General features: G+C 71.4%; 21 protein-coding genes and 1 pseudogene. 7 read left to right on the forward strand and 15 right to left on the reverse strand.

All coding sequences use genetic code 11. The annotated features are described in order from the left end of the window. From BUB75_RS46665 to BUB75_RS33630, 3 genes and pseudogenes are all read left to right on the forward strand, one after another. A pseudogene (locus BUB75_RS46665) lies at positions 1 to 333 on the forward strand (CDP-alcohol phosphatidyltransferase family protein); the annotation flags it as partial. 11 nt (positions 334 to 344) lie between these two features. Continuing rightward, on the forward strand, positions 345 to 1205 hold the full coding sequence (locus BUB75_RS33625) for a methyltransferase domain-containing protein (protein WP_218617932.1): 861 nt from the start codon (positions 345 to 347) through the stop codon (positions 1203 to 1205). Then, positions 1202 to 2374 (forward strand): lysylphosphatidylglycerol synthase transmembrane domain-containing protein, encoded by a 1173-nt coding sequence (locus BUB75_RS33630; protein WP_073262937.1) that lies wholly within the window; start codon positions 1202 to 1204, stop codon positions 2372 to 2374. Before BUB75_RS33625 ends, BUB75_RS33630 begins: the two co-directional genes overlap by 4 nt. Positions 2375 to 2465: 91 nt before the next feature. On the opposite strand, the gene BUB75_RS33635 is transcribed toward BUB75_RS33630, so the two are convergent. Further along, the gene (locus BUB75_RS33635) at positions 2466 to 4007 is read right to left on the reverse strand and encodes an MFS transporter (protein WP_084742046.1); all 1542 of its coding nucleotides are present in this window, start codon (positions 4005 to 4007) and stop codon (positions 2466 to 2468) included. A gap of 78 nt (positions 4008 to 4085) precedes the next feature. On the opposite strand from BUB75_RS33635, the gene BUB75_RS33640 reads away from it, so the two are divergent. The 3 genes from BUB75_RS33640 to BUB75_RS33650 all read left to right on the forward strand — a co-directional run bounded on the left by BUB75_RS33640 (position 4086) and on the right by BUB75_RS33650 (position 7691). Continuing rightward, positions 4086 to 4694, forward strand: a complete 609-nt coding sequence (locus BUB75_RS33640; protein ID WP_073262941.1) for a TetR/AcrR family transcriptional regulator — start codon at positions 4086 to 4088, stop codon at positions 4692 to 4694. Positions 4695 to 4781: 87 nt separating this feature from the next. Beyond that, positions 4782 to 6419, forward strand: coding sequence for a glucose-6-phosphate isomerase (pgi, locus tag BUB75_RS33645; RefSeq protein ID WP_073262943.1), 1638 nt, complete (start codon positions 4782 to 4784; stop codon positions 6417 to 6419). Between the two features lie 66 nt (positions 6420 to 6485). Beyond that, positions 6486 to 7691: a cytochrome P450 gene (locus BUB75_RS33650; RefSeq protein ID WP_073262945.1), complete on the forward strand. Its 1206-nt coding sequence runs from the start codon at positions 6486 to 6488 to the stop codon at positions 7689 to 7691. A 59-nt stretch (positions 7692 to 7750) separates the two neighbouring features. Here BUB75_RS33650 and BUB75_RS33655 read toward each other — a convergent pair whose 3' ends face one another. The 7 genes from BUB75_RS33655 to BUB75_RS33680 all read right to left on the reverse strand — a co-directional run bounded on the left by BUB75_RS33655 (position 7751) and on the right by BUB75_RS33680 (position 16200). Continuing rightward, positions 7751 to 8884, reverse strand: a complete 1134-nt coding sequence (locus BUB75_RS33655; protein WP_073262947.1) for a hypothetical protein — start codon at positions 8882 to 8884, stop codon at positions 7751 to 7753. Next, positions 8881 to 9396 carry a SigE family RNA polymerase sigma factor gene (locus BUB75_RS33660; RefSeq protein WP_073262949.1) on the reverse strand — a complete coding sequence of 172 codons (516 nt, stop codon included), beginning with the start codon at positions 9394 to 9396 and terminating at the stop codon, positions 8881 to 8883. Before BUB75_RS33660 ends, BUB75_RS33655 begins: the two co-directional genes overlap by 4 nt. 88 nt (positions 9397 to 9484) lie before the next feature. Then, complete coding sequence (locus BUB75_RS33665; protein WP_143175580.1) at positions 9485 to 10948, reverse strand: NACHT domain-containing protein; 1464 nt, start codon at positions 10946 to 10948, stop codon at positions 9485 to 9487. Between the two features lie 187 nt (positions 10949 to 11135). Then, positions 11136 to 11243 carry an MFS transporter small subunit gene (locus tag BUB75_RS48625; RefSeq protein ID WP_342761165.1) on the reverse strand — a complete coding sequence of 36 codons (108 nt, stop codon included), beginning with the start codon at positions 11241 to 11243 and terminating at the stop codon, positions 11136 to 11138. Further along, positions 11240 to 12670 carry an OFA family MFS transporter gene (locus tag BUB75_RS33670; protein ID WP_178380048.1) on the reverse strand — a complete coding sequence of 477 codons (1431 nt, stop codon included), beginning with the start codon at positions 12668 to 12670 and terminating at the stop codon, positions 11240 to 11242. The genes BUB75_RS48625 and BUB75_RS33670 overlap by 4 nt, the downstream gene beginning before the upstream one ends. A 175-nt stretch (positions 12671 to 12845) precedes the next feature. Then, entirely contained in the window at positions 12846 to 14144 is a 1299-nt protein-coding gene (locus BUB75_RS33675) for an extracellular solute-binding protein (protein ID WP_143175581.1), read from the reverse strand. Continuing rightward, on the reverse strand, positions 14134 to 16200 hold the full coding sequence (locus BUB75_RS33680; RefSeq protein ID WP_143175582.1) for a vWA domain-containing protein: 2067 nt from the start codon (positions 16198 to 16200) through the stop codon (positions 14134 to 14136). The genes BUB75_RS33675 and BUB75_RS33680 overlap by 11 nt, the downstream gene beginning before the upstream one ends. 196 nt (positions 16201 to 16396) lie before the next feature. Here BUB75_RS33680 and fdhA point away from each other — a divergent pair, with 196 nt between their 5' ends. After that, the gene (gene fdhA, locus BUB75_RS33685) at positions 16397 to 17614 is read left to right on the forward strand and encodes a formaldehyde dehydrogenase, glutathione-independent (RefSeq protein WP_073262957.1); all 1218 of its coding nucleotides are present in this window, start codon (positions 16397 to 16399) and stop codon (positions 17612 to 17614) included. A gap of 55 nt (positions 17615 to 17669) precedes the next feature. On the opposite strand, the gene mftD is transcribed toward fdhA, so the two are convergent. From mftD to BUB75_RS33720, 7 genes are all read right to left on the reverse strand, one after another. Next, the gene (gene mftD / locus BUB75_RS33690) at positions 17670 to 18845 is read right to left on the reverse strand and encodes a pre-mycofactocin synthase MftD (RefSeq protein ID WP_073262959.1); all 1176 of its coding nucleotides are present in this window, start codon (positions 18843 to 18845) and stop codon (positions 17670 to 17672) included. A gap of 119 nt (positions 18846 to 18964) precedes the next feature. Next, positions 18965 to 19711, reverse strand: coding sequence for a TIM barrel protein (locus tag BUB75_RS33695; protein ID WP_073263184.1), 747 nt, complete (start codon positions 19709 to 19711; stop codon positions 18965 to 18967). 26 nt (positions 19712 to 19737) lie between these two features. Next, positions 19738 to 20727, reverse strand: a complete 990-nt coding sequence (locus BUB75_RS33700) for a Gfo/Idh/MocA family oxidoreductase (protein WP_073263182.1) — start codon at positions 20725 to 20727, stop codon at positions 19738 to 19740. Between the two features lie 59 nt (positions 20728 to 20786). Further along, positions 20787 to 21932: a Gfo/Idh/MocA family protein gene (locus BUB75_RS33705; RefSeq protein ID WP_073262961.1), complete on the reverse strand. Its 1146-nt coding sequence runs from the start codon at positions 21930 to 21932 to the stop codon at positions 20787 to 20789. After that, positions 21929 to 22765: an ATP-binding cassette domain-containing protein gene (locus BUB75_RS33710; protein ID WP_073262963.1), complete on the reverse strand. Its 837-nt coding sequence runs from the start codon at positions 22763 to 22765 to the stop codon at positions 21929 to 21931. The genes BUB75_RS33705 and BUB75_RS33710 overlap by 4 nt, the downstream gene beginning before the upstream one ends. Then, positions 22762 to 23811, reverse strand: a complete 1050-nt coding sequence (locus BUB75_RS33715) for an ABC transporter permease (RefSeq protein ID WP_073262965.1) — start codon at positions 23809 to 23811, stop codon at positions 22762 to 22764. The genes BUB75_RS33710 and BUB75_RS33715 overlap by 4 nt, the downstream gene beginning before the upstream one ends. Position 23812: 1 nt before the next feature. Beyond that, positions 23813 to 24775 carry a sugar ABC transporter substrate-binding protein gene (locus BUB75_RS33720; RefSeq protein WP_073262967.1) on the reverse strand — a complete coding sequence of 321 codons (963 nt, stop codon included), beginning with the start codon at positions 24773 to 24775 and terminating at the stop codon, positions 23813 to 23815. Between the last annotated feature and the right edge of the window lie 54 nt (positions 24776 to 24829).

The raw sequence follows: 24829 nt of genomic DNA on the forward strand, positions 1-24829 counted from the left end.
GCCGGCACGATCGGCCCCTGGGTCATCGCCATCGGCGCCTACCGCTACGCGTTCGTCGCCGCCGGCTGGGCCCTCCCCTGGCTCCGCGGCGACCTCCCCCGCCGCCAATCCCGCAGCGCCGTCGCCGCCCTCCAAGGCATCGTGCTCATCGTCGCCGCCACTGGCGTCGTACCGACGCCGGTTCTCGTGCTCTCGCTCGCGTTGCTCACCTGGTCCTTCGCCCGCGACGTGCGCTACCTGCATCAGGCGGACGCCCGGCAGCGCGCCGATGTCGCCGAGGTTCGAACCGCTCGGGCCGCAGAGCCGTTCGTGTCAGTGGGTCACACCTCATGAGCGGAGATCGGGTGACACTCACGGACGCACCGCGCTACGCGCCGACCTGGCTCGAACTGCGCGAACCCGCTGACGCCGAAGCCCGGGCGACGGACCTGCTCGGCCCGCTGCGTCGCCATCTGGCTTCCCGTCCGTCCGGCGCCACGTACCTGATCCGGGACCTCGGGTGCGGAACAGGCTCGATGCAGCGCTGGCTCGCGCCGCTGCTGCCCGGCCCGCAGCGCTGGATCCTCCAGGACCACGACGCCGACCTGCTCGCGTTCGCGACGGCGCACGCGGCGACGACCGCCGCCGACGGCTCGCCGGTGACCGTGATGACGCGGCACGCCGACCTCACCGAGCTGACCGCGGGTGACCTGATGTCGACGTCGCTGGTCACCGCGTCGGCGCTGCTCGACCTGCTCAGCCCGTCCGAGGTCGAGCGACTCGCCGCCGCCTGCGTCGAGGCCGGGTGCCCGGCGCTGTTCACGCTCTCGGTCACCGGCGGTGTGGACTTCACCCCGGCCGACCCGCTGGACGCCGAGCTGTCCGCCGGCTTCGCCGACCACCTGCGCGACCACGTCGACGGGCGGTACCTGCTGGGTGCGGACGCCGCGAACGCCACCGCGGACGCGTTCACCCGGCGCGGGGCGTCGGTCGAGTCCCGGTCGAGCGTTTGGCGGCTCGGTTCCGACCGGGCCGCGCTGACCGCCGAGTGGCTGCGCGGCTGGGTTCCGGCGGCTGCGGCCCAGCGTCCGGTGCCCGACGCGGAGGGCTACCTGACCCGGCGTCTGGACGCGCTGGCCGCGGGTGATCTCCGGGTCACCGTTCACCACAGCGACCTGCTCGCTCTCCCGCCGGGGGCGGCCCGAGCAGACGAGGCAGCGTCATGAAGCAGCGAATCTGGGCGTGGGCGCGGACGCTCGGCGGCGCCGCCATCCTCGGCGTGCTGCTCTGGCGGCTGGGCTCCAACGCGTTCCTGGACGGCCTGCGGGTGATCGACGGGTGGACGCTGCTCGCGGCGTTCGGCATCGGCCTGCTGGCTACGGTGGCGAGCGCCTGGCGGTGGTGCCTGGCCGCGCGAGGGCTGGGGATCCGGCTGCCGCTGCGGAGCGCGGTCGCGGACTACTACCAGGCGCTGTTCCTCAACGCGACGCTGCCCGGTGGGCTGCTCGGCGACGTCCACCGCGCGGTGCGCAACGGACGCGAGCACGGCGACGTGGGGCGCGGCGTTCGCGCGGTGGTGCTGGAGCGGTTCGCCGGGCAGGTCGCGCTGTTCGCCGTGGGGGTCGTGGTGCTGCTCGCCCACCCCGGGTTGCTGCTGTTCGTCTGGGCTCGCGTGCCGTCGGCGGCGCTGGTGGCGACCGGCGGAGCGGTGGTGGTGCTCGGGGTCCTGATCGGGACACGACCGGGGCTGCGCCGCAAGGCCGCCGCGGTCGGCCGGGACGTGCGGCAGGGGCTGCTGGCCCGGCGGAACTGGGTCGGCGTCGGGTTCACGTCGGTGATCGTCGTGGCGTCGCACCTGGGGACGTTCCTGCTGGCTGCGCGCGCCGCCGGGTCGACGGCGCCGGTCACGCGGCTGCTGCCGCTGATGGTGCTGGCGCTGGTCGCGATGGTGTTGCCGCTGAGCGTCGGCGGGTGGGGGCCGCGCGAGGGGTTCTGCGCGTGGGCGTTCGGGGCCGCTGGGCTCGGGGCGCAAGAGGGGCTGACGGTCGCGGTGGTGTACGGGTTGTTCGCGCTGGTGGCGGCGCTGCCGGGGGTCGTGGTACTAGCCACCCGCCTGCTAGCCCGCCGCCGAGAGGCCGCGGTCGCGGTCGCGGAGCCGGCGGCGGTCGCGGAGCCGGCTTCGGCGGCTTCGAATGCGGTGCCTGCTGACGCTGCGGGCGGCTCGGGCGCTGTGGGCGGCTCGGATGTTGTAGCCGGCACGGATCCAGTGGCTGTCGGGGCTGGGCGGCTCGCCATGATCGACGTCACCGAGGTTGCCGAGCGCGCCCGGAGGGAAGCCGCACGGGACCTCGCCGAGCATCTCGGTCCGCGCGAGCCCGCCCGCGCCGCTGCGTGACTGCGCGCTCCTCCACGCTGGAGGAGGCGCTCAAGAGAAGGCGTGAAACGCGGATCGGTCCAGCTATATAGCTGGACCGATCCGCTTCTCATCAGTGACTCACGGGCGCTCGGTCGGACGGGATGATCCGCCACGCCAGCGCCGCGGCGACCACCAGCAGCACCGCGGCGATCACCGACGTCGCCTGCATCGCGTCGACGAACGCCGCCCGGGTCGCGTCCGACGCGTCACCGGATGCGGCGGCCGTCGCTAGCGACTCCCGGGCCGCATCGGAAGCGTCGTCCGGCAGCGCCCGCCGATACAGCACCGTCTGAACGCTTCCGAGCACCGCGATCCCGAGCGCGACGCCCAGCTCGTACGCGGTCTCCGACACCGCCGACGCCGACCCGGCGCGGTCCGCGGGCACCGACGCCAGCACAGCGTCCGTCGTCAACGTGAACGCGAGCCCGACGCCGAGCCCGACCAGCACCAGAGCCAGCGCCAGCCATCGGAACTGCGCCGCGTTCTCGGCGAGCGCGAGCCCCGCGAAGCCGGCACCGGCCAGCAGCAGGCCGCCACCGATCACCCGGCCCCTCCCCCAGCGCGCGACCAGCCACCCGGCGACCGCGACGACCGCGATCGACGCGACGGTCGCCGGTAACTCCCGGGCACCCGCCACCGACGGGCTGTCGCCCCGGACGAGCTGCAGGTACTGCGAGAAGAAGAACAGCAGCCCGCTGAACGCGAAGACGGCCAGCAGGCTCGCCCCGACCGCCCCCGCGAACGCCGGACGGGCGAACAGCCGCACGTCGATCAGCGGGGACTCCGCCCGGTGCTGACGCCGCACGAACGCCACGCCGGCCGCCACGCCCACGGCCGCGGTCAGCGCCACGACACCGTCCACGCCCTCGCTCACCGCGTGCTTGACCGCGAACACCAGCGACACGATCGCGACCACCGACAACAATGCGCCGAGCAGATCGAACGGCCCCGGACGCGGGTCCTTCGACTCCGGCAGCAGCACCGCGCCGAACCCGATCAGCAGCACCATGACCGGCACGTTCAGCAGGAACACCGAGCCCCACCAGAAGTGGTCCAGGAGCACTCCGCCGACCAACGGTCCGAGCGCGGCACCACCGCCCGCCGCCGCTGACCAGACCGCGATCGCGGTGGTGCGCTGCCGGGCGTCCGCGAAGAGCGTCCGAATGATCGACAGCGTCGAGGGCATCAGCGTCGCCCCGGCGACGCCGAGCAGCGCCCTGGCCGCGATCAGCCAGGCCGCGCCGGGCGCGAACGCGGCCAGGAGCGACGCGAACGCGAACCCGGTGGCACCGATCAGCAGCAGCCGCTTGCGGCCGATCCGGTCGGCGAGCGTACCCATCGTGACCAGCAACCCGGCCAGCGCGAACGAGTACGCGTCACCGATCCAGAGCAGCGCGGTCGCCGACGGCGCGAGATCGGCGGTGAGCGCCGGGACCGCGAGCGAGAGCACGGTCGCGTCGATCGCGAGCACCACGACGGCGAGCGTCACCACCGCGAGCGCCGCCCACTCCCGCCGCCCAGCCGGAGCGGCGGGAGCGCTGGGTCCGCCCGGCCCGGGCGGGAGCGTCCGGGCCGACGGGTCCGACGACTGCGATGTCAGCGGCGTTGTCATACCTCTAACGTACCGTCCAGACGGTCGGTTAGACCAGCGGTATTGTCGTGCCTCACACCCCGACTCACTAGGAGCCCGATGGCGGCAGCCGGATCGACCCGCGACGCAGCCCGTACCCGGCGGACACTGCTGGACGCCGCCGTCCGCGCCGTCCTGGCGCACGGCGCGACCGTCAGCCTCGAGGCCGTCGCCCGCGAGGCCGGCGTCTCCAAGGGCGGCCTGCTGCACCACTTCCCGTCGAAGGATGCGCTGTTCACGGGCCTGGTCGACGACCTGCTCGACCAGTTCACCGCCGCCGTCGAAGCACAGCTCGACCCGCACGACGACCGGCCGGGGCGGCTGGCCCGCGCGTACGTCCGCGCGATCTTCGCCGACCTGGAACCGGCCGACAGCGCGGAGAACACCCGCGAGCACACCACGCTGATGGCCGCGCTGGGCCACCTCCCACAGGTCCTCGCGCGGGCCCAGGAGGACGGGCGGCGGTGGAAGGCGGCGTTCGCCGCGGACGGCCTGCACCCGCAGCGCAGCACGCTGGTGATCCGGGCCGCGGACGGCACCGCCACCGCGTCCCTGTACGAGGGCCGGCTGGAGCCCGGCGAGCTCACCGAGACCCGGGACCTGCTGCTCGCGCTCACCGAGGAAACCGGCCCGCTCTGGGAAGGCCTACCGCGCGCCGAGCCGGGGTAGGCCTACACGCGCGAGGCGTTCACGATCCGGCCACTCGCGTCCGCTACGTTCGAAACCGCTCGGTACATCCACTGGGAGGACTGGACCATGTCCCCGAAGACGGTCGAGATCGATGCGACGCCCGAGTGGGCCGCAGCCGGGGAGCACGCCGCCCGGCTCCGCGACACCCACCTGCGCGACCTGTTCGCCGCCGACGCCGACCGCGCCGACCGGCTGACCGTCGAGGCCGCCGGTCTGATCGCCGACTACTCCAAGCACCGTGTGGACGACGACGCGCTGGCCGCGCTGTTCGCGCTGGCCCGCGCCGCGGACGTCGAGGGTCACCGGGACGCGATGCTCCGCGGCGAGAAGATCAACACGACCGAGAACCGCGCGGTCCTGCACACCGCACTCCGCGCCCCCCGCGACGCGGAGATCATCGTGGACGGCGAGAACGTCGTCCCGCAGGTGCACGAGGTTCTGGACCGGATGGCGTCGTTCTCCGACCGGGTCCGCAGCGGCGAGTGGGTCGGCTCCACCGGCCAGCGCATCCGCACGGTCGTCAACATCGGCATCGGTGGCTCCGACCTCGGCCCGCGGATGGCGTACGAGGCGCTCAAGCCGTACGCCGACCCGGAGATCGCGTGCCGGTTCGTCTCCAACGTCGACGGCGACGACCTGTCCGCCAACCTCACCGGCCTGGACGCCGAGCAGACGCTCTTCATCGTCGCGTCGAAGACGTTCACGACGCTGGAGACGATGACCAACGCCCGCGCGGCCCGCGACTGGCTGGTCGGGCAGCTCGGCGACAAGGCAGACGTCGCCAAGCACTTCGTCGCGGTCTCGACGAACCTGAAGGCGGTCGAGGAGTTCGGCATCGACCCGGTCAACACGTTCGGGTTCTGGGACTGGGTCGGCGGGCGCTACTCGTTCGACTCCGCGATCGGGCTCTCGCTGATGGTCGCGATCGGCCCGAACGGATTCCGCGAGCTGCTGGCCGGCATGCGCGCGATCGACGAGCACTTCGCGTCCGCGCCGCTCGAGCAGAACCTGCCGGTGATCCTCGGCGTCCTCGGCGTCTGGTACCGCGAGTTCTTCGACGCCCAGAGCCACGCGGTGCTGCCCTACGCGCACTACCTCTCGCGATTCACCGACTACCTGCAGCAGCTGGACATGGAGTCCAACGGCAAGCGGGTCCGCCGCGACGGCACGCCGGTGGCGTACCGGACCGGGCCGATCGTCTGGGGCACGCCGGGCACCAACGGGCAGCACGCGTACTACCAGCTGATCCACCAGGGCACGACGTTGATCCCGGTCGACTTCCTCGCGTTCCTGCACCCGGCGCACGAGGTCGGCAACCAGCACGACCTGCTGACCGCGAACGTGCTCGCGCAGGCCGAGGCGCTGGCGTTCGGCAAGACCGCCGAGCAGGTGGCGGCCGAGGGTGTCGCGGCCGAGCTGGTGCCCCACCGCACGTTCCCCGGCAACCACCCGTCGACGACGCTCGTCGTCGAGAAGCTCACGCCGCGAACGCTCGGCGCGCTGGTCGCGCTCTACGAGCACAAGGTCTTCGTCCAGGGCGCGATCTGGCAGATCAACTCGTTCGACCAGTGGGGTGTCGAGCTGGGCAAGGCGCTCGCGCAGCGGATCGTGCCGGAGCTGGAGGCCGACGCCGAGCCCGAGCTGAACCACGACTCGTCCACCAACGCGCTCATCCGCCGGCACCGGGCGGCGCGCCGAGGGTAGTAGTACGGCTACCAGGTTGGCCCATTCCGGGTCTGAGTGGGCCGACCTTGTGTCCATCATGGAGATATGTCCCCCGACATACTCTCCCCTGAGTTCGCCGCTGATCCCTACGCCGCGTACCGCGTTCTGCTGGAGGACGCTCCGCTGATCTGGCACGACGGGATGCAGAGCTACATCTGTTCCCGGTACGACGACGTCGCCCGCGCGTTCAAGGACCCCGTTTTCACCACCGACAACTACGGCTGGCAGCTCGAACCGGTCCACGGCCGGACGATCCTGCAGATGAGCGGCCGCGAACACGCGGTGCGCCGTGCGCTGGTGGCGCCCGCGTTCCGCGGCCGCGACCTGGAGGAGACCTTCCTCCCGGTGATCGAACGCAATGCCCACGAACTGGTGGACGCGTTCCGCGGCGCCGGCCGTGCGGACGTCGTCCACGACTTCGCCCGGCAGTTCCCGATCAACGTCATCGTGGACATGCTGGGCCTGGACCGGGCCGACCAGGCGTTGTTCCAGCGCTGGTACACGTCGATCATCGGGTTCCTCGGCAACCTGAGCCAGGACCCGGACGTCGCGGCGGCGGGCCTGCGGACGCGGGACGAGCTGGCGGCCTACCTGATCCCGATCATTCAGCACCGCCGCGAGAACCTGGGTGACGACCTGCTCTCGACGCTCTGCGCCGCCGAGGTCGACGGCACCCGGATGAGCGACGAAGACATCAAGGCGTTCGTCAGCCTGCTGCTGGCCGCCGGCGGCGAGACCACCGACAAGGCGATCGCGAGCGTCCTCAACAACCTGCTCGACCATCCCGACCAGCTGGCGGCCGTGCAGGCCGACCGGAGCCTGATCCCGCGGGCGTTCGCGGAGACCCTCCGCTACACGCCGCCGGTACACATGATCATGCGCCAGCCCGGTGAGGACGTGCACCTCTCCGGCGGCGTCGTTCCGGCGGGCAGCACGCTGACCTGCCTGATCGGTGCGGCGAACCGAGACCCGCGGCGGTTCTCCGACCCCGACACGTTCAACCTGTTCCGGGCTGACCTACCGACCGACACGGCGTTCTCGGCGGCGGCGTCGCACCTCTCGTTCGCGCTCGGACGGCACTTCTGCGTGGGGGCGCTGCTGGCGAAGTCCGAGGTCGAGGTCGGACTGCACGCGCTGCTCGACGCCGCGCCCGACGTGCGGCGTGCGCCCGGGACGTCGGTCGTGGAGGAGGGGCTGTTCACCCGCGGTCCGGCGTCGCTGCCGATCGTCTTCACACCGTCCGCAGCCTGACCACCGTCCGTGGCACCCCGCCAGAGAACCCGGAGGGGTGCCACATCGACGCCGCTGGTTCAGAAAGGCCGGACCGCCGCGTCCGGACCGAGCTCGACGCTCGCGGCGACCTTGCGCATCTCGGCCACCGGCATGCCGAACGAGTCCTTGACGTCGACGACCACGACGAACTTCGGGTTGGCTGCGAGCGGCGCGGTGAACAGCGTCCGGCCCTCGCGTCGCACCACCCAGCCCTCCGCGGGGACCGGCGGTGCTTCGCCGCTCCGGCGGAACTTGGCTGCGTCCTCCGCGCTCTCCGGCGGGTAGAGGAAGTCGATCTCCGGCGCGTTCGCCGCATAGACGGTCACGTTGACCTGGGTGTCGACGTTCTCGTTGTGCCCGTTGGGCTGCTCCTGCTGGCTGACCCGGCGGGCCGGCGCATCGGCGTCGACAAAACCGGCGGTGACCCCGTGCTCGTCGTTCGCCAGCTGACCCCAGACAACGTTACCGGGCAACAGCCCGAGCCGGATCACGTCGCCGACCGGCCGCGACCGGTCGACCAGGGCCGTGGCGATGTCGACCAGGTCCTGCTTGCTGAGCTCCAGATCGATGTCGCCCGCCGAGTTCTGCACGATGATGCGGATCCACTGGCCCGGCTTCCGCTCGAAGATCAGCTCGGCGTACGGGCCCTCGGCCTCCGGTGGCGAGCTGCCCCACTTCGGGTCGCCCGCCCGGTGGGTCGGCACCCAGTACAGGCTTCCGGGCGTGCCGCCCACGTCGACGCGGGACAGCGTGCCTCCGCCTGCGCGCTCCTGCGGGCGCACCGCCATGATCTGCACCTGCAGTGCGGCATGGCCCTTCTCGCGCCGGGTGTCCAGCCCCCAGGCCTTCGGGCCCAGCAGCCGGACCGTCGGCTCCGGGAACCCGTCCGGGAGCCAGCCGACGTCGACCGGGGACGGTGGTGCGGTGGCGCTGCTGCCGGCCGGCGTCGCGACCTGCAGCCGCTGGGGCGCCTCGTCCCGGGTGTTCAGCGCCAGCACACCGGCGCCGCCGATCAGCGCCAGCACCAGCACGACGGCCGTCCCGGTCAGCAGCCGACGCCGGCGATCCCGGCGCGCGCGCCGGTGGACGGCAGGCAGCAACCCGGTGTCGGACGGCGCGTCCTCGGCGCGTTCGGCGTAGAAGCTGCGGAGTGCGGTGTCGAGATCGTTCACGATGGCCTCCTGTTTCCGACGACGCTCGCCTGGGCGGAGACGCGTAATCGCGCCAGCCCCCGGCTCGCGTGACCGCGGACGGTGGCCGGCGAGCAACCGAGCAGTTCGCCGATCGCCGTGTCGTCCAGGTCCTCGTAGAACCGCAGGAACAGCACCGCGCGCTGCCGCCGGGGCAGCGTCGCCAGCAGCGTGCCGAGCGCGTCCCGGTCGACCAGCGCGTCGGCGGGGTCGCGGGACACGGGTTCAGGACCGACGGCGTCCATCGCCGGTACTTCGCTGGACGACCGTCTCCGGCGCCAGGACAGGTACTGCCGCAACACCGCCTTACGGACGTACGGACCCGGCTGCTCGACCCGCCGGATCCGGTCCCACCGCCGGTGGACCTTGACCAGCGCCTCCTGGACCAGATCCTCGGCCAGGTGGTGGTCGCCGGTCAGGACGTAGGTGAACCGCAGCAGCGCGGCACCGTCGGCGGCCACGTAGGAGTCGAACGACTCCCCGTCGGGTTTCATCGGCACCTGTCTCCTCCCCTGTCGTCAGTAAGACGCCGGGACGAGACGAATCTGTGCGGCTCCGATGAAAATGCTTCACGGACAGGGGTCAGCGCGCCGCGGCGAGGCCGGTGAGGAACGCGTCCCGGCACCGGGCGAACGCGCCGTGGCGGTTGACGAGAATGCGCCGCGGTGACGGCGTTCCGGACGCGAACCAGACGACCAGGAACAGGACGCTGAACCCGGCCCCGGTGCCCGCCGAGATCGCGATCGTCGCGACCAGCCCGACCCGATGATCGCCGTCCAGCACGGAGATACCCGCGGACACCAGCGCCATCAGGAACATCCCGGCCGCGACGCTGACGACCGGCGGCACCCACGGTGACAGCAACCGCTGCGCCAGCTGCCACCAGACGAGGTCGCGCTGCCCGTGCAGGTGGAGATCGACGGCCAGGTAGGTCAGCCACCGGGTCGCCTTCGCGACGTCCGGCGGCCGGTAGAACCGCGGACCGGTCTCGTCCGGTGCCGGTGCCTCGGCGTAGGCGGCTTCGATCACCTGATCGAGCACGTAGTCCTCGACGTCGTACCGTGACTCGTACACGTGCTGTTTCAGCAGATCGGCCGGTCGGCCGCCGAGTCGCTGGTAGACGCTCCGCGCCAGCGACACCATCAGCGGCGTCGACATCATCTGGCCGACCGGCGACTGCGGATTCGCGCGGAGCTCGGCGTAGACGTCGTCCCAGCTCACCTCGGGCGGCCACGGCACGTCCTGCAGGTAGCGAATGACGTCCTCGACCGCGACCGGCTCGACCCGCACCACCGGCGCCTGGTGCAGGGTCGGCGACCCACCGGCGATCAGGTCCGCGTACTCGGCCGCCCGGCAGGTCAGCACGACGCCCCGGCCCTGCCGGATCGACTCGTTGGTGCGCTGCACGGCGGTCCGCCGGCCGGATTCCCGCATCTCGTCCAGCCCGTCGATGACCGGGATCACGAGGTTCTCCGCGAGCAGCGCGTCGATCGCCTCGCGTTTGAAGCCGTAGTAGGTGTCCGCGACCGCCTGCGCGACCCATTCGTCGAGCTTCGGCGTGGCGATCGGATCCCAGGACGAGGCCGAGAGCAGCACCGGGACCGGGCCGCCCTCGGGCCGGGACTTCACGATGCCGAGCGTCAGCAGGATCGCCAGCACGGTCTTGCCGGATCCCGGCTCCCCCACCAGTACCATCCGCCGCCCGGCGAGCTGGTCGAAGCTCTCGGCCATCCGCTGGACGGCCGCGTCGAAGTCCCCGTCGAGCCGGCCGCTCAGCCGGAGCGTGACGGCCGCACCTTCCGGTCCGTCCGCGGTGCGTTCGGTCATCCAGCTCAGCGGGAGCACGCCGTGGTCCCGCAGCCCCCTGGCGCGGGACTCGGAGAGCCACTCCTTCTCCACGGTCCGGGCCAGATCGTCCGCGAGCGCGGCGACCGGACGCGACGCTCCGCCGGGTTGCTGGCGGAGGAACGACGCGGTGTCGTACGCGAACGTGACCGACGCGAGCAGCAGGCCCACCACACTGGCCGGCTCGACGGTCCCGCGCACGGCGGACACCACGACCCACCCGATGCAGGCCAGAACGGCGGATCCCAGTACGACGAACGCAACCCGGCGAACAGCGTCTCGCCACCGCTGCGTCAACGGCTACCCCTGATGTGCATGTACCCCCCTGCGGTCGGACGTCGCAACTGTAGAGACGCCGACGACCGACCGCGACCGCCATCCGGCGGGGTTACTGGAACAGCTTTGCGGCGGTGATCAGGGTCTGGACGACGCCGTAGCCGAGCAGCACCGTGACCAGGAGCCAGGAGATCACCAGCCGTACCGTCTGCCCGTTCATGCGGTGGCCTCCTTCGTCTCAGCCGGTTGCGCCTCGGCGTCCGCGGTGGGTTCGGGCGGTGCGGTTTCCTCGTGGTGGCGCTCCGGGACCGGGCGGATCAGCAGGTTCGCGATGAAGCCGATCGCCAGCACCCCGACCATCGTGAAGAGCGCCGGCCGGTACGCCGACGAGGTGAGCGAACCCGGCTCACCCTGGGCGTCCAGAAAGCCGTTGACGATCAGCGGACCGGCGACGCCGGCCGCCGACCAGGCAGTGAGCAACCGACCGTGGATCGCACCGACCTGGAACGTGCCGAACAGGTCGCGCAGGTAGGCGGGGACCGTCGCGAACCCACCGCCGTAGAACGACAGAATGATGCCCGCGAGCAGCACGAACAGCCAGGTGGCCGTGTCGCCGACCGAGGCCAGCAACGCGTACAGGACCATCCCGACGCCCAGGTACATCATGTAGATCCGCTTGCGCCCGACGACGTCGGAGGTCGAGGACCAGACGAACCGGCCGGCCATGTTGAACAGCGAGAGGACGCCGACGAACCCGGCAGCGGCCGAGACGCCGACCGTGGAGGCGTCGCCCTCCCGGAAGAAGTCCTGGATCATCGGGCTGGCCTGCTCGAGAATGCCGATGCCCGCGGTGACGTTGCAGAACAGCACGATCCACAGCAGCCAGAACGAGCGGGTCTTGATCGCGTTCGCCGCCGAGACGCTCGCGGTGGTCACCAGCGGCTTGGCCGCGACCGTCGCCGGGTCGAAGCCCGCAGGTCGCCAGCCCTCCGGTGGAACCCTCACGTTCACGACGCCGAACATCATGATCGCGAAGTAGCCGATGCCGAGCGTCACGAACAGCAGCACCAGCGCGCGGCCGTCGGCGATCGAGGACGCGACCGACGGGTCGTACCCGGGGTCGTAGAAGGACATCAGCTGGCGGGAGAGCGGGCTGGCGATCAGCGCGCCGCCGCCGAAGCCCATGATCGCCAGGCCGGTGGCCAGGCCGGGCCGGTCCGGGAACCACTTGATCAGCGTCGACACCGGCGAGATGTAGCCGATCCCGAGGCCGATGCCGCCGAGGACGCCGTACCCCAGGTAGAGCAGCCAGAGCTGCTCGGTGGCGATGCCGAGCGCGCCGACCAGGAAGCCGGTGCCCCAGAAGCAGGCCGAGACGAACATCGCCTTCCGCGGTCCGTTCGTCTCCACCCAGGTGCCGCCGACGGCGGCGGATAGGCCGAGCATCACGATCGCGATGCTGAAGATGATGCCGATCGCGGTCTGGCTGACGTCGAAGTGGGCGATCAACGAGTTCTTGTAGACGCTGGTCGCGTAGGCCTGGCCGATGCAGAGGTGGACGGACAGGGCGGCCGGTGGGATCAGCCAGCGGTTGAACCCCGCGGGCGCCACCGTGTGCCGGCGATCGAGTGCCGATAACAGAGACAAAGCGCCCTCCTCGGCGAGGGGTGAGCGGCGACGGACGGCCGATGCTAGGACGAATACGGCGATAGGAGTACCGATTCGTTTCGCTGTGCGACACTGCCCCGGCGCCGCGCTCCTCATCCCGGTTCGGCGCCGAACGGTGTGCTCCGCGCGCCGAGCGGTTGGTGGGCTGAGCGGGCTAGGCGCGCTGGCCGCGCAGGGCCGCGCGCAGATCGTCGGCCAGGCCGGGCGGCGGGTTCCGGTCGTGGGACACCAGCATCGTGTGGACCGCTTCCCGCAGCACCTCGCTGAACAGCGCGTAGTGCGGTGACCGCGGCCGCAGCCGGGCATGCTGCACTGCGGCCAGCAGCACCTCCGCGTACGGGACCGCGCTGTCGCGGTAGACGACCTCCCTGGTCGCGGCGAAGCCTCCACGCTCGAACAGCGTCCGCTGGCTGTTGGTGTCGGTGAGGAAGTCGATCAGCGCGCGAGCCGCCCGGGGGTGTTCACTGCGCTCGGCGATCGCCAGATTCTGCCCGCCCAGGACGCTCGCCCACGGCAGCCGCGACACCCCGATGCGGAACGGGGCGGGCCGGTCCTCGGCGGACCCGGTGAGAGCCCGGTAGGCCAGCGGCCAGTTCCGGAGAAACATCGCGTTCCCGTCCCGGAACGCCGCCGTGCTCGCGTCCTCGGTGTAGCTCGGGGACTCCGGGTCGATGTGCCCGTCGACCAGCCCGTCGACCAGGTGTCGCAGCCCTTGGGTGGCCGCGGGCGAGTCGATGCGGACGTCTCCGTCGTCGTCGACGACCTCACCGCCGGCGGCCCAGACCGCCTCCAGCGTATTCACGGTCAGCGCCTCGTAGTTGCCGAGTTGCGTCACGAGCCCGACCGTCGGGCCCGCTCGCTGCTCGGGGTTTCCCTTCAGTTGCCCGCTGATCGCGGAATCCATCGCGCCCCAGTCCGCCGGCACGCCCGGGGCGTAGTCGAGGTGCCGGTAGAGCAGCGCGGCGTCGGTGTTGAACGGCAGCGCCCAGAGCCTGCCGTTGTACTCGCAGGTCGACAGCGGGCCGGGCAGGAACGCGTCCCGGTCGACGCCGTCCTCGGACAGCGGCCGGAGGAGGTCGGCTTCGGCGAACTCGGGGACGTAGGCCACGTCGAGGTTGAGGATGTCGACGTCGCCGCCGTCCCCGGCGGCGCGGGCGAGCATCTCGCTGCGTTCGGCGTCCGCGATCGACCGCACCTCCTCGACCCGAGCCGGATTCCCCCGATGCAGCTCGTTCCACTTCCCGATGAGTTCTTTGCGCTGCGCACCGGCGCTGTCGTCACGTCCGCTGAGGATGACCAGCTCACCGGCCTCCCACGATCGGTCGGCCCGCTGTACCACCACGACGATGGCGGTGGCGAAGAACAGCACCCCGATCACGGCCGCGGTGACGACGGCCCGCCGGGACGGTCGTGCGGGCGGCGGGACGGCCTCCTCGGGCGCGTCAGTCTCCATCGGTGCCACCCCCCACCGCGGCGAACAAACCGACCAGCGTCGGGGCGAGGGTCTGCGGCTCGGCGTCCACGCACCGGCCGCCGGTATTGTCCGCCAGCATGTGCAACGCCGGACCCGCGCAGTCCGCCTCGCCCAGCGCGACCACCGAGACGCGAATCTTCGACCCGATCGCCTCGGACTTCAGCGCGTCGGGCCTCGGTCCGCGTTCGGTGTTCTCACCGTCGGTGATCACGATGAGCGACGTCACGCGATCCGGGTCCGGGGCGCCCAGTTCGGTCAGACCGTCGTCGACGGCCCGGTAGAGCGGTGTGCCGTCGCTCGGGCGGATGCGCTTCAGCTCCTTCTCGACGACCGCCGCGTTGTTTCGTGCGGGCACGGCGATCTTCACGATCAAGTCCGCTGACGCGCCGTCTGAGGAGAACGTCCGGAGACCGACCTCGTCCTGCTGGGCCACCTGCCCGAACGCGATCCGTAACGCGGCCGACGCCGCGTTGAACCGGGTCGATCGGCCGGTGCTGTCCAGTGTGTTCATCGACCCGGACGCGTCCAGCAGCACCAGCGTCCGCGCCGGCCGATTCGCCTGCGCATACTTCTCCCTGGCGTCCTCGACGTGTGCGGTCTGCGGGCTCTTGCGGACGAACACCGCGTCGGGCCTGGCACCCCACTGCGTGACCAGTGGTTCGACGACCGGGACCGGGCCGTTCGCCTCCGACTCCGGACGTAACCCGAGGTCGGCCAGCGCGTCGAGTCCCTCGGCCGTACCCAGCCAGTCGCCCCACGCCCGCGCCGCACGGGTCTGCCGGTCGGTGCCGTCCGGCCACCGGAGCGACACGAACGGGTGGTCCAGCCCGGCGGTGTCGCTCGGGTACACGGCCACCAGCTTCGGGATGTCTGATTCCCTCGCCTGGGTCGGGCAGCGGTCCCCGAGCGGCAGTCCCTGGTTGTATCGGACGAGTTGCTGCTCGGTGAGGATGACCGCGCTGCGGTCGGTCGACGGCGCGGTGCGGCGCCGGCAGAGCAGCGCCGACGCGTCCCCGATCGGGTAACTGCCGCTGTCCAGGTCACGGCCGATCCGACGCTCCAGCGCCCGCAGGTCGATCTCGGTCTTCGCCTGCGCTTTCGCCTTCTCCAGGCTGCGATAGATCAACTCGGTGGCGATCTCGCCGGTCGCGGAACCGGTCGGGTCCGGCCGGACGATCGGGAGCTTCGCCTCGTCGGTCTCCGCCAGCAGCTCGGCCCAGGTGCGCTCGGTCCACCGGCCGGCCGGACCCTCGGCGGCCAGCTCGGCCGGTATGCCGAGCACCACCGGTGTGGTGGCGAGCGCCCGCGTGCTGTCGACCGGCGATTTGCTGCCGGTGCGGTCCGCTTCCGCCCGCACGCGGGCGGGTTCCACCATGGAGTCCGGCAGCCAGACGTCCGGACGCGGGCCGATGTCACCGATGTCGCCGAGGCTCCAGCCGGACAGGAGCGTCCTGCGGACCTCCGCCGGGTCGGCCGCGTAGACGTACAGATCCGCGGCCCGGCAACCCTTCCGCGCGGCCGCGCTGGCCCGCTCGTACGCGGTGGCCAGCGCCGAGGTCGCCTCCAGGCTCTCCGGCGTCGTCAGCACGCGCAGCGGCGGTGGCGGACGGCAGCCGTACAGCTGGAAGTCCACGTAGGCGCGGACTCCCGGGATCGAGGCCGCGACGCTCAACGCGACGACCACGCCGAGCCCGGGGAGTAAGAACCGCCAGACCCACGACGGCTGCGCGCGCGGCTTCGGGAGTTTCGGGAGCTTCCACCCGGGTTTCAACTGCTTGAAGAGTGGGCGCAGCGCCGCGTACGTCGCCCCGGTCGCGGGGACGCCGCCCAGCATCGCGGCCAGGATGAGCACCAGCCACGCGACACCCGAGTCCGGCGTGTCGGTCGCCGCGGCCACCCCACCGATCGCACAGCTCGCGAGTACGAACGCCCCCAGGTACACCGGCCAGGGGATGACCGACTCGCGGTCATCGGTCTGGGGGGGGCGCGGTTCGCCGCCCGACGCAGGCGACGGGTCGGCACCGTTAGCCGTCACGGCAGTCCTCCCTGATCACCGTGGGTTGTCAGGATAAGACTGCACGTCAACGGATGTCGGCCCGCCCTCTGTGGAAGGTCGACCGCTGGTGCCCGTTCGGTCAACTCGATGCGGCTTTGTGTGGGAATCGTCCAACTGCCCCGGACGAGGCGCATGATCGCGAAAGGCAGGACACGAGACGAAGGGAGACAGCAACGTGGCTGGCAACCAGGCCGTGGCCTATCTCGGACCGGGAAGGGTAACGGTCGAGTCCATCGACTACCCCGGGCTCGTCCTCAAGGACGGCCCGGGCGTCCACCCCGCCAACGTGGGCCGCAAGTGCGACCACGGCGTGATCCTCAAGGTCGTCTCGACCAACATCTGCGGTTCCGACCAGCACATGGTTCGCGGGCGCACCACCGCTCCGGCCGGGCTGGTGCTCGGCCACGAGATCACCGGCGAGGTGGTCGAAGCCGGGCGGGACGTCGAGTTCATCAAGGTCGGAGACCTCTGTTCGGTACCGTTCAACATCGCTTGTGGCCGGTGCCGGATGTGCAAGGAAGGGCACACCGGGGTGTGCCTCAACGTCAACCCGGAGCGGCCCGGCTCCGCGTACGGCTACGTCGACATGGGCGGCTGGGTCGGCGGCCAGGCCGAGTACGTGATGGTCCCGTACGCCGACTGGAACCTGCTGCGGTTCCCCGACAAGGCGCAGGCGATGGAGAAGATCCTCGACCTGACGATGCTGTCGGACATCTTCCCGACCGGGTACCACGGCGCGGTCACCGCCGGTGTCACCACCGGCTCCACCGTCTACGTCGCTGGCGCCGGACCGGTGGGGCTGGCGGCGGCCTACTCCGCGCTGCTGCTCGGCGCGGCCGTGGTCGTCGTCGGTGACCTGAACAAGGAGCGGCTGGAACAGGCCCGCAGCTTCGGCTGCGAGACCGTGGACCTCACCGAGGAGGGCACGCTCCCGGAGCGGCTGGAGCAGCTCCTCGGCGAACCGGAGGTCGACGCCGCGATCGACGCGGTCGGGTTCGAGGCCCGCGGGCACGGCGCCGGGGCGGCCGAGGCACCCGCGACCGTGCTGAACTCGGTCATGGAGGTGACCAGGGCCGCCGGGCGGCTCGGCATCCCCGGCCTGTACGTGACCGGCGACCCGGGCGCGGTGGACGACGCGGCCAAGGAAGGCTCACTGTCGATCAGGATCGGCCTCGGGTGGGCGAAGTCGCACTCGTTCACCACCGGCCAGTGCCCGGTGATGCGGTACCACCGGCGGCTGATGCAGGCGATCCTGGCCGACCGGGCGCACATCGCCGACGCCGTGAACGCGACCGTGATCCCGCTGTCCGAGGCGCCTCGGGGTTACGCCGAGTTCGACAGCGGCGTCGCCCGCAAGTTCGTCCTCGACCCGCACGGCCTGATCGGCCGCTGACTCAGTTGCGAAGACCTGCGTGGGCTACGGCCCGCGCAGGTCTTCGCACAGCGGGCTACTTCGCGGAGCGGGTGAAGTCTGCCGGGATCAGCAGGTCGTCCGGGGTCAGCTGGTGGATCGACGACTTGCCGAGGCCGTACAGGGTCTCGCTGATGCCGTCGCGCAGGATCACCAGGACGTTGTTCACGCCCTTCTCGCCGTTCGCGGCCATCCCCCACAGGTACGCGCGGCCGATCAGCACCGCGCGGGCGCCGAGCGCCAGCGCCTTGACGACGTCGCTGCCCCGGCGGACGCCGCCGTCGAGCAGCACCTCGATCTGGTCACCGACCGCGTCGACGACGCTCGGCAGCAGCCGGATCGTGGCCGGCGTCGAGTCGAGGTTGTTGCCGCCGTGGTTGGACACCGAGATCGCGGTGGCGCCGATGTCGACGGCGCGGCGGGCGTCGTCCGGGTGCGTGATGCCCTTGACCATGAACGGGCCGCCCCACTGCTCGCGCAGCCAGGCCAGGTCCTCCCAGGTCGGCGACGGGGTCTGGATCCACTGCCCGTACGCGCCGAAGAACGTCGGAACCTCCTCGCCGGGCGCGACCAGGTTCGGGACCCCGAGGTCGGGCAGATGCCCGCTGCGGGCCCAGCGCAGCAGCCAGCCCGGCTTGAAGATCGCCTGCGGCGCGTACTTGCGGACGGCCTCGAAGTTGATCCGCTCGGGGATGAACGGGCTGCCCCAGTCACGACGCGAGTCGAAGATCCAGTCCAGCGTGACGATCAGACCCTTGGCACCGGCCGCGCGGGCACGCTCGGCGCGGGCGAGCATCGTGTCGCGGTCGCCGACCCAGTACGACTGGAAGAAGAGCTTCTCGTTCTCCTTGATCACGGCCTCGATCGGCTTCGACGCGAACGACGACAGGCCCATCGCGGTGCCGAGCTGGTGGGACGCCTTCGCGACCGCGACCTCGCCGGCCGGGTCGACGGCCTGGACACCGGTCGGCGAGATCAGCACCGGGAACGCGATCTCCTGGCCCATGACCGTGGTGGAGAGCTCGCGGGCGGCGGGCAGGTCGGCGATGCGCGGCCGGAACCCGAGCTCGCGGAACGCGGCGATGTTGTCGTCCATCGTCGCGCCGGCCTCGGACCCGGCTAAGAGTGCGAGATAGACGGCCTTCGGGAGCCGCTTCTTCGCCCGCCGCTGGGCTTCCGCGACGGTCTCAAACCAATCCCTGGTACTCGCCATGTCTGTTCGGCTCTCGACTCGGGGACGCGGCATCGATGTCCGCGCCGGGGGTGATGCCCTACCGTACGGCCATTACGGCACCCGGTGCCATAAGTTCAGCCGAAAACGTGACGCGCGAGTCACACCCCAAAAACCTCCCGGAAGCGGCGGACGGCCAGGTCGGGGTCGCCGCTCGCCCAGGCCTCCATGCCGACGACGCCGGAGTACCCGGACGCGGCGAGAGCCCGCGCCACCGCCGGGTAGTGGATCTCGCCGGTGCCCGGTTCGCACCGGCCGGGGACGTCGGCGACCTGGATCTCCCCCACCCACGGCAGGCAGCGCCTGGTCAGCTCGACGAGGTTCCCCTCGCCGATCTGGGCGTGGTAGAGGTCCAGGTTCAGCCGCAGGTAAGGGCTGTCCACGGCCTGCACCAGCGCCAGCGTGTCCGCCGCACGGGCGAACGGCGTGCCCGGGTGGTCGACCGCGGTGTTCAGGTTCTCCAGCGTGAAGACGACGTCGTGCTCGGCGCCCAGGTCGGCGATCCGGCGCAGCGTGTCCACCGCCGCAACCCAGTCCGGCCCGGTCAGATCCTCGGCCGGCCGGACCGGCAGTCCGTTCGGGTCCAGCCCGGTGCCGTGCAGGTTCAGGTTCGGACGACCCAGGCGACGCGAGGCCCCCACCGATTCGGCGGCGGTACGCAGCAGCTCCTCCGCGCCGTCCCGGTCGACGAGTTCGCCCCGCACGTACCCGGTCATCGACGTGAATCGCGCGCCGGTCGCGGCCAGCGCGTCCAGGTCCTTCGTCGTCCAGTCCCAGATCTCCACCGCGAAGCCGCGTTCGTGCAGCTCGGTCGCGCGGTCGGCGATCGGGCGGTCGCGGAAGACCATTTCGGCGCAGACCGCGAGGGTGAACGTCACAGCGTCACCGGCCGGTTCGTCGTCACCGACTCGACGCACGCCAGCGCCACCGCGAGCGCACGGCGGGCGTCCCGGCCGGTGACCGCCGGCTCCCGGCCGGCCCGGACGGCGTTCGCGAACTCGGCGAACTCGGCCGTGTACGCGTCGAGGAACAGCTCGACGTCGCCCCGGACGGTGTTCACTCGACGCCCGTCCGGTCCGAAGTGGGTCAGGGACGAGGCGGCCTGATCGCCCACGGTGACCATCCCCGCCGACCCGAACACCTCGGCCCGGACGTCGTAGCCGTAGGTCGCGGAGAAGCTCGCCTCCGCGACCGCCCTGGCGCCGTTGTCGAACGTCAGCACGGTGACCGCGGTGTCGAGCAGGCCCGCCGACTTGTACTCCGGCGCCACCAGTGCGTCGGCGGTCGCGTACACCTCGACGACCTCGGCGTCCGGGTTGAACCAGAGCAGCGTGTCGAAGTCGTGGATCAGCGTCTGGGTGAAGATCGTCCACGGCGGCACCGCGCCGGGGTTCGCGAGCCCGGGGTCGCGGGTCAGCGAACGCAGCAGCTGGGGCGTGCCCACCCCGCCGGTGGCCACCACGTGGCGGGCGGCCGCGAACCCGGCATCGAACCGCCGGTTGAAGCCGACCTGCAGCGGCACGTCCGCAGCGGCGGCCAGCGCGCGGTCGGCCTCCTCGAGCGTCATCGACATCGGCTTCTCGCAGAAGATCGCCTTGCCCGCGCCCGCCGCCGCGACGATCAGCTCGCAGTGCGCGGTGCTGGACGCCGCGATCACCACGGCCTCGACCTCGTCGGAACCGATCAGCTCGGCGGGAGAACCGAACGCCTTGACGCCCAGTTGCGCGGCGAGCCGGGACGCAGCGGCCGGCACCGCATCCGCGACCCCGGCCAGCTCCACGGTCGCCACCCGCCGGGCGAGGATCGCGGCGTGCGACGCCCCGATCCGCCCGGCCCCGATCAACCCGACCCGCACCGGCCTCACCGGCCCGGTCGACTGCCCCGGCCCGGCTGGCTCGGCGGCGAGGCCCGCCGCGCCCGCGGTCACAGCGTCACCCAGCGGCGTTCGGCGATCGACGTCGCCATCGCCTCGACCGTGCGCGCCGCCACCAGCGCGTCAGCGATCGTCGCGCCGACCTGCACGCCGCCGACGATCGACGTCGCGAGCCGATGCGCCTCGATCACCTTCAGGTCGTCGTACCCCATCGCGTTCCCGGCCGCGGGCTGGAACCGCGCCAGCTCCCCCGCGTCGCGGCCCACCAGCACGGTCGACCAGGACGCGTCCTGGTAGTCCTGGTCGAGGCACACCCGCAGCTCCCCCATCCGTCGGAAATCCCAAGCCACCGCGCCGCGATCGCCGTGCACGACGATCTCGTAGGCGCTCTGCTCGCCCACGGCCACGCGCGACGCCGTCAGCGTCCCCCTGGCCCCGGACGCGAAGCGCAGCAGCGCCCCGATGTAGTCCTCGTTCTCCACCGGCCCGTGCGGCCCGGTCCCCCGCGCGAAATGGGACCCGGCCGCGGCGGGCTTCGGCCTCGACGCGATGAACCGCCCCTCGTCCGCGACCAGCTCGGTGAGCTCTCCGACCACGTACCGGGCCAGGTCCGTCCCGTGGCACACCAGATCGCCGAGGACCCCGCTGCCCGCCGTCTCGGTGAAGAACCGCCACGACAGCGCGCCCTGCGGGTGGGCGGAGTAGTCGGCGAGGAACCGGACGTCCACCTGCTCCACCCGGCCGAGCCGCCCGTCGGCCACCAGCGACCGCGCGAGCGACACCGCCGGCGCGTTGCGGTAGTTGAAGCCCGCCGCCGAGCACACCCCGGCCGCCTCCACGGCGGCCGCGATCTCGGCGGTCTCGGCGGCGTTGCGCCCGGCGGGCTTCTCGATCCAGAGATGCTTGCCGGCCCGGGCGACCGCGACCCCGACGTCCCGATGCACGTGGTTGGGGCCGGTCACCGAGACGACGTCGAGGTCGTTCCGGGCGACCAGCACGCGCCAGTCGTCCACAAAATCGTCGAAGCCGTAGGACGAGGCCAGCGCCCGCAGCGACGGAACCGGATCGGCGGCCGCGACCAACCGAGGCCGCAGGCCGAGGTCGGGGTAGTGCTGCGGTAACCGGGTCCAGGCCCGGGCGTGCACCTGTCCCATCCACCCGAGCCCGACCACGGCAACCCGGAGTTCGTCAGTCACGTACGGAGTTCCTTCACCTCGGACTCCAGCGCCTTCGCGACCTCGGAATCGCGCCCGAGTTCTTCCGCCAGTTCGTGGCTGAGCGCCTCCAGCTCGGAGCCGCCGGCCATCGCCGCGGTCAGCTCGTGCAGCGACATCTCGGTCTTCGGGTAGTCGCCCATGCTGCGGCCGCGGCGCAGCAGCATGAACCGGTCGCCGACCGGATACGCGTGATGCGGGTTGTGCGTGATGAAGACGACGCCGAGCCCGCGGTCACGCGCCCGGGCGATGTACCGCAGCACGACGCCGGACTGCTTGACGCCGAGCGCGGCGGTCGGCTCGTCCAGGATCAGCACCCGCGCCCCGAAGTACACGGCACGGGCGATCGCGACGCACTGCCGCTCGCCACCGGAGAGCGTGCCGATCGGCTGGTCGACGTCGCGCAGGTCGATGCCCATCTGCGACAGCTCGGACTTCGTCGTGCGCTTCATGAAGTCGACGTCCAGCCGCTTCCACGGCCCCCGGCCCTTGGTGGGCTCGGAGCCGAGGAAGAAGTTGCGCCAGACCGGCATCAGCGGCACCACCGCGAGGTCCTGGTAGACCGTGGCGATGCCGAGCGCCAGCGCCTCGCGCGGGCTGGAGAAGTGGCGCTCTTCGCCGTCGACGGCCAGCCGGCCGTCGGTGTGCTCGTGGGCTCCGGCGAGGATCTTGATGAACGTCGACTTGCCCGCGCCGTTGTCGCCGAGGACGCAGGTGACCTCGCCGGGGTGCACGGCGGTGGTGACGTCGGCCAACGCGATGATGTTGCCGTACCGCTTGCCGATGTCGGTGACTTCGATGATGGGCGTGGTCATCGGGATCGCTCCGCTCGCCTGCGTACCGCTTCGTTGAGGAGCACCGCGCCCAGCAGCATCACGCCGAGGAACGCCTTGAGCCAGTTGTTGTCCCAGCCCGCGTAGACGATGCCCTGGTTGGCCATGCCGTAGATCAGCGCGCCGAGCGCCGCCCCGACCGCCGACCCGTAACCGCCGGTGAGCAGGCACCCGCCGACGACCGCGCAGATGATGTAGATGAACTCCTGGCCGACGCCGGTGTTGCTCTGCACGGTGGACGTGGTGAACAGCAGCAGCATGCCCACCAGCCAGCCGGCGCCCGCGCTGGTCATGAACAGCCCGACCTTGGTGCGGGCGACCGGCACCCCGACCTGGCGGGCGGAGGTCTGGGCGCCGCCGACCGCGAAGATCCAGTTGCCGACCCGGGTCTTGAGCAGCACCCAGGTCGCGAGCGCGGTGACCAGGATCCACCAGAACACCGACGCGTAGACCCGGCCGCCCGCGATCTCGATGTTCGAGCCGAACACCGCGTGCGGCTGGTCGTAGAACGGCACGTCGGTCATGCCCTGGATCGCGACCTGGCCGATGATCACCTTGACCAGCGCCAGGTCGATGCCCTGCAGGACGAAGAACGTCCCGAGCGTGACGATGAAGCTCGGCAGGCCGGTCCGCATCACGAGCACGCCGTTGACGAACCCGACCGACAGCGCCAGTACCAGCGCGACCAGCATCGCGGCCCAGATGTTCAGGCCCCACTGGGTGGTCATGACGCCGACCGCGAGCCCGGTGAACCCGGTCATCGCCCCGGCGGAGAGGTCGAACTCCCCGCCGATCATCAGGAGTGCGACCGCCACCGCCATGATGCCGATCGTCGATGCCGACCGTAACCAGGTGCTCGCGCCGCTCGCGGTCGCGAACGTGTCGGTGATGACCGCGAAGAACACGAACACCGCGACGGCAGCGATCAGCGCGCCGACTTCCGGCCGCTTGAGCACCTTGCCGAGGGCCGAATTACCGGCGACCCGCTCGTCCCGCTGTTCGGGTTTGCCGACGGTGGCGGTCGCCATGTCAGCGGGTTCCCTTGGCCGCGAACTCGCCCACCGCGTCGGCGTTCTCCTTGGTGATGAACGCCGGGCCGGAGTAGACCGGCTGGCCGCCACCGAAGTCGTTGCCGTTGATGCTCTTCAGGTACAGCGCGGTGACCGCCGCGTAGCCCTGCACGAACGGCTGCTGGTCGACCGCGAACTCGATCTTGCCGGACTTGATGTTCGTGATGACGTCCTGCGAGAGGTCGAACGTGGCGACCTTGGCCGAGCTACCCGACTGCTCCACCGCGGCGACCGCGTCGATCGCGTACTGGCCGCCGAGCGTGAGGACGCCGTCGATGGTCTTGTCGGCCTGCAGCTTGGACGTGATCGTCGCCTGGACCGCGTTGTCGTCGGTGCCGTCGACCTGCAGGTTCGTCACCTTGCCGCCCATCGTGGAGGTGACCGCCTTGCAGCGCTCCTCCAGACCGACGTTGCCCGCCTCCTGGATCACGCACAGCGCGTTCTTCCAGCCGGCGGCCTTGAGCCGGGTGCCGACCGCGGCGCCCGCGATCTGCTCGCTCTGTCCGATGTGGGTCAGCGCGCCGAACTCCTGCCACTTCTCGATGCCAGAGTTGATCGTGATCACCGGGACGCCCGCGGCGACCGCGTTCTTCACGGACTGCTCGAGGCCGTCGGGGTTGGCCATCGAGACGATGACGCCGTCGACCTTGTCGGCGACCGCACCGTCGATGAGCTGGGACTGCTTGGCCGGGTCGGGGTCGGAGGAGTACTCGACCTTCACCCCGTAGTCCTTTCCGGCACGTTCGGCACCGGACTTCACCCGGTCCCAGAACGCGTCACCGGGGGCGCCGTGCGTGACGACCGCATACGTCAGGTCTAAGTCGCTCGCTTCGTCAGGGCCTTCCTCCTGGCCGGTGCCACTGCACCCGGCGACGGCGAGGAACAGGCCGACGATCACTCCGGCGACGGCGAACTTCTTCATTGAGTTCTCCTGGGGCGCGTTGTTCGCGTGTTCGCGATACTCCGGGGCTCCGAT

The sequence above is a fragment of the Cryptosporangium aurantiacum genome, assembly GCF_900143005.1.
Taxonomy (GTDB): domain Bacteria; phylum Actinomycetota; class Actinomycetes; order Mycobacteriales; family Cryptosporangiaceae; genus Cryptosporangium; species Cryptosporangium aurantiacum.